Raw genomic sequence first — 253 nt, 5'->3', positions numbered from 1 at the left:
ATGATTCAAGGGCGCTGGCGAAATCACTTGGGTACATCGGGTGAACTTCGTGGCGCTGGCATTTCATCTCCTCGACGATCTGCCGGTGGATGTGCTCAATATATGGAAGCGTGCGCTTATTCAGCATAGTTTCAGCGGATACAGTTACGCCCGCTTTGACAAGTGCCTGACTATTTTCAATCATGCGGTTAAATAATTTCTCGCGCTGCTCAAAGGTTGGTTTACGATCCATCATAGCAAAACCGACTGTTGC

1 protein-coding gene is annotated in these 253 nt (G+C 48.2%); it reads right to left on the bottom strand.

Features of this window, described 5'->3' with window-relative positions; genetic code table 11:
• Positions 1-253: hypothetical protein (locus AC0IXA_RS27840; protein WP_471814968.1), on the bottom strand; the 253-nt coding region annotated here is incomplete at both ends.

The sequence above is a fragment of the Pseudomonas sp. AC083 genome (assembly GCF_979253165.1).
Note: the sequence above shows the minus strand (reverse complement) of the source record. Positions and strands in the feature narration are given on the sequence as shown.